An 8048-nucleotide genomic window follows, 5' to 3' on the forward strand; every position below is an offset into this window, starting at 1 on the left:
ATCGCGGCGCGCCCGCCAGCCTTGCTTCTTGAATCGGGTTATATTGAGATTAGAGCATCGCGCCCAACCGGCGTCTGCCCTGTAATTCAAGGACACGACGTTTCGTGCGCGTGTTCAATCGGACAGGTCATTCAATCGCGCGATCAGGGTTTCGCCGGCTATCTGGCCGACGGCGTTCCCGTATCGGGGGAGTAGGGGTCCAGCAGCGACACGACCACCTTGCGCTCGCCTTCGAACGGGTTGCGCCCATGCGCGAATCGCATGTTGTCGACGAGCAGGACGTCGCCGCGCTGCCAGGGAAACTGGATCGCGCATTCGCGGTACGCGTTGCGGATCTGCTCGATGTCGTCGAGATCGAACGGACTCCCGTCGCCGTAGAACGCGTTGCGCGGAACGCGATCCTCGCCGAACAGGCTGACGATCGAACTGGCGAGCGATGCTTCCAGGTTCGAGAGGTGGAACAGGTGGGCCTGGTTGAAGAAGACCCTGTCACGGCTGACTGGATGGTAGGCCACGCCCTGGTTGATCTGTGCGGTGCATAACGTGTCGTCGTCGAGCCATTCGTGCTCGATGCCGTTGTCTGCGCAGAAGGCCGCGACCTGGCTGCGGTCGGTGGTCTGAAAGACGGTTTCCCACGGAATGTCGACGTGCCGCCGGTAGTGCCTGACATAGCGGACCTGCTTCGCTTCGAAGTTCGCCAGGATGCGTGCTCCGATCCTGCGGCTCACCTCCCGCATGTCGGCGATCGGCGTTTCGCCGCCGGCCGTGGGCGCGCAAAGGCAGCAGAATGCGACGCGCAGCGGCCAGCTGCGTTGATACGCGTTTTCGCAATGGAGCGCGATCGTCTCGCTCGGCGGATACTCGGTGGCGGTGAAGATGCCGTTGCCGATCGAGGTGCGCGGCGTGGAACGATAGACGTAGTCGGACTGATGAGCCGACACCGCGTTCGAAAACGCCTCGAAGTCGGCGACCGATGACACGTCGAAACCGCGAAACAGGAGCGCGCCGTGTTCCAGAAGCCGCGCTTCGAGTTCAACTCGATTGTCGTTCACCGCCAGCACGAAATCGCGTGCGTTCACTCGCCCGCTCGATGCCGGCTCCAGCAGCAACGGCGAGGCCCCGTCGGCAAGCAGCTTGCGTTCCGTCATGCCCAGCATGGTCAACTATTCCTTATCTGAACGTGGATCGCGACGCAACGCGGACCGACCGGCCTTCACGGTTACGCCGCGGTATGCCTATGCGCGGCAGGCCGTCGCCACCGCTTGCTCGAAGCGGTTGAGAATCTCGTGGATATCCGCTTCCGAGACGATCAACGGCGGCAGGAACCTGAGTACCGCGCCATGGCGGCCGCCGGTTTCGATCACGAGTCCGTTGCGCAGGCAATGCAGCTTGATCGCTTTCGCGAGCGTCGCATGGGGCGGACCGGTTCGGCCATCGCGGCCGGGCAGCACGACTTCGACGCCGATCATCAGGCCGCGGCCGCGAACCTGGCCCAGGCTGGGGAAGCGTTCGGCAATCCGTTCGAGGCCGGCGACCAGCAGCTTGCCGACCGTGTCGGCGTGCGCCGACAGCCCGTCTCGCTCGACGATGCGCATGGTCGACAAACCGGCCACCATCGCGATCTGGTTGCCGCGGAAGGTGCCCGCGTGCGAGCCGGGCGGCCAGGTGTCCAGGCGCTGGTCATAGACCACCACCGATAGCGGATAGCCGCCGCCGAACGCCTTCGACAACACCAGGACGTCGGGCCGGATGCCGGAATGCTCGACGGCGAACAGCGCGCCGGTCCGGCCGAGGCCGGTCTGCACTTCATCGACGATCAGCGGGATTTCATGCCGCAGCGTCAGTTCGCGCAGCTCGATCAGCCAGGCGTCGGAAGCGGGGATGCAGCCGCCTTCGCCTTGCACGACTTCGACGATGACGGCCGCGGGCTTCGTGATCCCGCTCTCGGGATCGGACAGGACCGTGCGGATATAGTTGATGCTGAGTTGATCGGTTGCCGAGCCGTCGGTGCCGAACGGGCAGCGAAAGGCATAGGGGTAGGGCAGGAAATGAACGTCGCGCCCGTTGCTGCCGGCCGATTTCGGCGTGAGACTGCCCGATGCGGCGAGCGCGCCGGCCGTCATGCCGTGGTAGGCCCCGTGGAACGCCATGATCGTCGGGCGGCCCGTATGATGCCGGGTCAGCTTGATCGCCGCTTCGACGCCATCCGCTCCGCTCGGACTGCAGAACTGGATCTTGCCGGTATCGGCGATCGCGTTCGGCAACATCGAGAAAAGCTGTTCGACGAACGCGTGCTTGGCCGGCGTCGCCAGGTCGAGCGCCTGTTGCAGTTGACCGGAGGACAGGAACCGCATGACGGCTTCGTTGACTTCCGGGTGATTGTGCCCGAGCGCGAGCGTTCCGGCATTGGACAGGCAGTCGATGTATTCCTGCCCGTCGGAGTCGCGCATGCGTATGCCTTCGGCATGGGTAAACAGCCGTGGGAACGACGTCGCGTAGGTTCGCGCGTTCGATTCGACATGCTTAAGATAATCGAGTTGTTCCATGCGTAGGAATCCGGCTTGCAAACGCGGATGATGGACACTGGCGCATCAGCATCGCTTCGTGTCGGCCAATGGTGCAACGGCAAGGGTGCAGCGGTACGGCTGATTGAAGCATGGTCTTCGTACCGCGTCTGCCACGGGAAAGCGGGACACCGGCGTGGCGTCAGGCCGGCACGGTCGAGCGGAAATAGTCGATGGTCCGCCGCAGCCCCGCTTCGAGCCCGACCGTCGGCTTCCAGTCGAGGTGGGTGCGTGCGAGGTTGATATCCGGGCAACGTTGTGTCGGGTCGTCCTTCGGCAGCGGCCGGAATACGATTCGCGACTTCGATCCCGTCAGCCGCAGGACGATCTGCGCGAGTTCGCTGACCGCGATCTCGTGCGGATTGCCGAGATTGATCGGGCCGGTGATATCCGCGGGCGTGCCCATCATCCGGATCAGGCCGTCGACCAGGTCGTCGACGTAGCAGAACGCGCGCGTCTGGCTGCCGTCGCCATACAGCGTGATGTCCTCGCCGCGCAGCGCCTGCACGATGAAGTTGGACACCACGCGACCGTCGTTGGGATGCATGCGCGGCCCGTACGTGTTGAAGATCCGTACCACCTTGATTTGCACGTTTTGCTGGCGGTGATAGTCGAAGAACAAGGTCTCCGCGCACCGTTTTCCTTCGTCGTAGCAGGCACGCGGCCCGAGCGGGTTGACGTTGCCCCGGTACGTCTCCGGTTGCGGATGCACGTCGGGGTCGCCGTACACTTCGCTCGTGGAAGTTTGCAGCACGCGTGCGTGCGTGCGCTTCGCGAGCCCCAGCATGTTGATCGCGCCCATCACGCTGGTCTTGGTGGTTTGCACGGGATCGAACTGATAGTGGATCGGCGATGCCGGACAGGCGAGGTTGTAGATCTCGTCCACCTCCACGTACAGCGGAAAGGTCACGTCGTGGCGCAGCGCCTCGAAGCTCGGGTTGCCGAGCAGCGTTGCCACGTTCTGCTTGGTGCCGGTGAAATAGTTGTCGACGCACAAGACGTCATGACCGAGTTCGACCAGGCGCTCGCACAGATGCGAACCGAGGAAACCTGCGCCACCGGTTACGAGGATCCGCTTTCGATTACGTTGCACAGTTGCACTCCAGGTTTGACGCGTGGGTAAGTGGCGAGCCGCCGCCGGGCACGTGCGACCGGGCCGCGTGGCGTTTCGCTGCGACGATCGCGGCCAGGCCCGGCGCGCCGATCGCGCGACGTGGATCCGGGCGTGTGCGATGCCCGTCATGCTTGCAGGGCACTCGGCGCATCGTGATCCGCACGCCGCAGGCGCGTCGCGATGATGTCGGCCATCGCCCGCATTTCGCTCCGGATAAAGAAGTGATCGCCGTCGATGACATGAAAATCGCAGCGCCCGGTCGTCTCGGCCTCCCAGCCTGAAACGGAATCGGCGGGAACCTGTTTATCCGCCCCGCCTGCGAACGCGGTGATGTCGACGGCCAGCCTGCGTCCGGGCACGGCCCGGTAGTTTTCGATCAGCGTGAAATCCGCACGCAGCGCCGGCATCATCAACGCCATCATTTCGCGGTTGTCCAGCACCGGCTTCGGTGTGCCGCCCATCTCATGCAGCGCGTCGATGAACGCGCGGTCGTCCAGCGCCTGCATTTTTCGAACCGGGCGCTCCTGGCCCGGTGCAGCGCGCGCGCTCACGAACAGATGCCGGAGGTTCGATTGCGCGTGGGCGGGAAGCCGCAGCGCCAGTTCGACGGCAATCGCCGCGCCCATGCTGTGGCCGAGCAATGCGAAGGGACGATCGAAGCGACTGCCCAGGTCGTCCAGCAACGCGTCGATCAGCGTTGCCATGTCTCGCACGGCAGGCTCCGACAGGCGGCTGCCCCGGCCGGCAAGCTCGTGGCGGTGCACCTCGATCCCGGGCAACAGCGGTTGCAGGCCACGATAGACGGCGGCCGAGCCGCCCGCGTAAGGAAAACAGATCAGACGCATGCGAACGGGTACTCGAGCGGCTCACTTGCTGCCGGGCGACCGGCGATCGCGCTGCGGGCATTCGCGGGTTCGGCGTTGTTCACGATTAAAAGTTCGGTCATTGCTTTCATGGTGATGCGTCGGCCATCTTCACCTTGAGGGAGTCGGGCTTGAATGCCCGGCGCGGCTTCGCGAAGTGCCAGGCGACAGGCCGTTTCATAGCCGTTTCATAGCCGCTTCGTTGGCGCTGTGCGAAGGCCGCGTGGCCGCGCGCGAGACGCCGCCGAAGCGTTGATTCGCGTCATGGAAATTCATGGTGCCGCCCGGATTAGGAATGCACACGGTCCGGCTGGGCATGAGTAAAACATGAGGCTGCGTGGATGTATGTCGTAGAAAAACGGGACGTGCGGCAGGAGGGGATGCGAGCAGTTCGCGCGTCGTCGTGCGCGCTGCGGAGAAATGCGGGGGGAGTCGACACCGGGCTTGGCGACGCCGCGCTCAGCGGCCACTTTGATGCGCGCCGTGCAATCTCGCGAATTCCCCAGCGTTTCGCATTTCCGGGGCTCGAGCGTCGCCCCCGTCGGTCAGGAATCGACGCAAAAAACGATGAATGCGAGCGCAGTCTGTACGCGCCTTTCGGCGACAGCGTGTACCGGCACGCGATCCGCGATGAGCGCGTCGTCGAAGGCGGCCAGCGGATCGAGGTCGGAAACCACGCGCTCAACTGCCGGTCAAGGGCGATCCGCTCGCGGGCGCCGTCGAGCTGACTGGCGCGCAGTCGGAGCACTCAGGAAAGCCCTGAATGACGGTCGCATTTGTCAGTCAGCCGTTACGATCCCGAGCAATCGGGCAAGCCGGTCATCGTCGAAATCCGGAAAGACAACCGCCCCGCGCGTGGTCAAGACGTCCGCTTTCGGCGGCATGCCGATACCGATGAATTCGAGGCCGAGAGCGCCGGCGACTTCAAGATCCCAAAGCCCGTCGCCGATGGAAACAGTCCGGCAAGACGATGCGACGCCATAGTATCGTCGGGCACGTTCGACGGCGGCGGCGACGAGATCTGTCCGTGACGGGTACACCGACGACGTCACCAGCAGATCGTCGTTGAACGGGATCCCGACGGCCTGCAGTTTCCGCTCGCTGACGCGCCGTACGCCGCCAGTCGCAAAGACGATGCCCCAACCCGATGCGATCGCCTCCCGCACGAACCGGCCGGCGCCCGGGATTTCCATCAGCGCCTGACGGGCGAGCGCGGCCACGAAATGACGATCGACCTCCTGCTCGAAGGCAGCCACAGCCGATGCACTCATCGGGCTCCTGCCGTTGGATGACAGTGCGTGAGCGAGGATTCCGGTGTCGGTGTGATGCGGATAGCGTCCCCAGTTGGTATCGAGCGCCGGCAGCTTCAACGCAAGCATCGCAGCCAGGAACGCGGACTGATGCAGGGCGACCGAATCGGTCAGCGTGCCGTCGATATCCAGTACAAGTATGTGTTCGGTTTTCATGGGATGACGTTACGAAGAGGACGGCGTGCCGGTCGTACCGCGCCGACCGGTCGATTCGATCGGTCGGCAGGCGAGCCGCTATCATAAGCATCCGGGACGCTGAATGCCAACGCGTCACTCACGACAGGGAACTTCGATGGCGCACCGTATGTACATGTTCAATCTGCAAGACATCGGTCCGGCCGATACGCCATGTCTGAGTATGGTGGAGTGGAACGACGACTTCCCGACGGTGTTGAGTCCGCTGCTGGCCGTGGCGCCATTCCTTGCACGCAATCGTTGCAACGATACTGGCGACAACGACGGAATTTATGCTGCAGCGGAAGGCGGCAAGGCCCGGATGGCCAGGTTGTACGCGTTCCTGGAGCGTCATGCCGACCGCCTGATCGACGATCTCGAGGCGTTCCGGGAAGCAAAGCGCAAGATCTTCGCGTTCCTCGAGAATCGTGCGATCCATCGATACTTTCACCTGAACGGATGGGACGTGTTCAACCTGTCGGCGGCGCCGCACGTCGAACTCGCCCAGGCGCTGCTGGCGCGCATCGAGCGCGACAACGCGAGAATCGAGCACGCGATCGAGGCCGACGATCCCGCCCTGCTCGACCAGTGCGAGGGTCTGGCGGAAGAAGCTGTCACCCGCTTTCGCGAACTGATCAACCAGGACCATTACGACTACGGGTGGGAACCGTTGACGTCGATTTACTACGAGCAGGTCGAAGTGTTCGAGCAGGACGGGAAGATGGGCGTGATGACCATCACGGGCGAGGTGCTGGTGCCGCCGCGCTACGACGAGATCGGCTTCGATGCATGGACGGAAGTCGCCATCGTCCGGCAAGGCGACCGCTATGGACATATCGACAGCCAGGGGACAACGATTACGCCGGTGCAGTACGACCGCGTATGGGCGTTCTGGCGCGGGGAGTATGCACGAGTGCTGCACAACGGCAAGTTCGGCGTGGTGGATCGCAACGGCGTACCGGTCATCCCGTTGGCCTATACGGCCTTGACCGCGCTGCAGTACTCCGGCAGCCAGTGCTGGGCAGCCTGCGAACACGAACGATGGGGCGTACTCGATGCTTCAGGGCAATGGCGTCTGCCGGCCGAGTACGAATCGGTCGACGACTCGATCGGCCGGATGGTTGCGACCCGCCCGGGCTGCGACGTGCCGGATATCTTCACCTGCCGCTTCGCGCGGCTCGGGACCTTGCCGGACGAGCAGATCCGCGCATACGAGGTCGAACGGGACGATGGCAGCCGCGTGTATCACTATGAAGTCGAGCACGCGGATACCGGCACGACCACCGTGTTCGACGAGGATGGCGTACAGGTTCGAACCTGACACGGCGAATCGGTCTCGTGTTTTCGCGCCCGGACACGCGGGTGCACGGCACCGGCCTGGCCATGCGGCTGCGATCCGGCTGCAGCCGGCTTACGTAGCCGCGTCGGCCTCGTCCGGACTGACGCGATACGCGCGCCGCAACAGCGCACGGGCGCGCGCGACGAGTACGCGGGGATCGAGCGGTTTCACGAGGTAGTCGTCCGCGCCCGCGTCGAAAACGGCGACCTGGTCGCAGGCATCGGCGCGCGCGGTCAGGACGATCACGGGTACGTTCGAGCACGCGCGGATCTGCCGGCATAGTTCCAGGCCGCCGGAATCCGGTGGCATCGGATCGAGCATCACGAGCGCGGGCAGATGCTCGCGCACGGCTGCGACGGCAAGGTCGCCGCGGCGAACGATCGTCACCGCGAACCCGTACCGGCCCAGATAGTCGTGAACCTGCTGCGCGAACCGTTCGTTATCTTCGATCAGCAGGACACGGTGTGTGAGCGTTCCACCATTCATTCGGCGTGCTCCTGAATGACAGGCCTTTGCGGCGAAGACCGTGACAGCCGTCGGCCGACTCGCGGTGCGCAACGCGCAGAAAGCGCGATTCGTTCGTGCGGCCGACCGGCGAAGCAGGCGGGCCGGCCGGCCTTCGGTCGGCGACGGACCAACCCGCCTGGGGCCGGTGCATGCTCGTCGTCGACCGCCGCGAAACCG

Annotated in this window: 7 protein-coding genes and 1 pseudogene; 2 read left to right on the forward strand and 6 right to left on the reverse strand. The window is 64.3% G+C overall.

Annotated elements, in window-relative coordinates; genetic code table 11:
* Positions 1–158: 158 nt before the first annotated feature.
* From OHZ10_RS33650 to OHZ10_RS33665, 4 genes are all read right to left on the reverse strand, one after another.
* Positions 159–1157: a TauD/TfdA family dioxygenase gene (locus OHZ10_RS33650; RefSeq protein WP_059241583.1), complete on the reverse strand. Its 999-nt coding sequence runs from the start codon at positions 1155–1157 to the stop codon at positions 159–161.
* A 78-nt stretch (positions 1158–1235) separates the two neighbouring features.
* Positions 1236–2546, reverse strand: a complete 1311-nt coding sequence (locus OHZ10_RS33655; protein WP_425394810.1) for a diaminobutyrate--2-oxoglutarate transaminase family protein — start codon at positions 2544–2546, stop codon at positions 1236–1238.
* A 160-nt stretch (positions 2547–2706) separates the two neighbouring features.
* Positions 2707–3657: a UDP-glucuronic acid decarboxylase family protein gene (locus OHZ10_RS33660; protein ID WP_059241587.1), complete on the reverse strand. Its 951-nt coding sequence runs from the start codon at positions 3655–3657 to the stop codon at positions 2707–2709.
* Positions 3658–3803: 146 nt separating this feature from the next.
* Positions 3804–4523 carry a thioesterase II family protein gene (locus OHZ10_RS33665; protein WP_342706345.1) on the reverse strand — a complete coding sequence of 240 codons (720 nt, stop codon included), beginning with the start codon at positions 4521–4523 and terminating at the stop codon, positions 3804–3806.
* Positions 4524–4882: 359 nt separating this feature from the next.
* Here OHZ10_RS33665 and OHZ10_RS33670 point away from each other — a divergent pair, with 359 nt between their 5' ends.
* On the forward strand, positions 4883–5269 hold the full coding sequence (locus tag OHZ10_RS33670; RefSeq protein ID WP_342706346.1) for a hypothetical protein: 387 nt from the start codon (positions 4883–4885) through the stop codon (positions 5267–5269).
* 51 nt (positions 5270–5320) lie between these two features.
* Here the strand turns inward: OHZ10_RS33670 and OHZ10_RS33675 are convergent, their stop codons facing one another.
* Entirely contained in the window at positions 5321–6007 is a 687-nt protein-coding gene (locus OHZ10_RS33675) for an HAD family hydrolase (protein ID WP_342706347.1), read from the reverse strand.
* Between the two features lie 154 nt (positions 6008–6161).
* On the opposite strand from OHZ10_RS33675, the gene OHZ10_RS33680 reads away from it, so the two are divergent.
* Positions 6162–7346, forward strand: coding sequence for a WG repeat-containing protein (locus tag OHZ10_RS33680; RefSeq protein ID WP_340625997.1), 1185 nt, complete (start codon positions 6162–6164; stop codon positions 7344–7346).
* A 96-nt stretch (positions 7347–7442) separates the two neighbouring features.
* On the opposite strand, the pseudogene OHZ10_RS33685 reads toward OHZ10_RS33680, so the two are convergent.
* A pseudogene (locus OHZ10_RS33685) lies at positions 7443–7850 on the reverse strand (response regulator transcription factor); the annotation flags it as partial.
* Positions 7851–8048 lie beyond the last annotated feature (198 nt).

Origin of the sequence: Burkholderia arboris (assembly GCF_038723655.1) — a bacterium.
Classification (GTDB): Bacteria; Pseudomonadota; Gammaproteobacteria; order Burkholderiales; family Burkholderiaceae; genus Burkholderia; species Burkholderia arboris.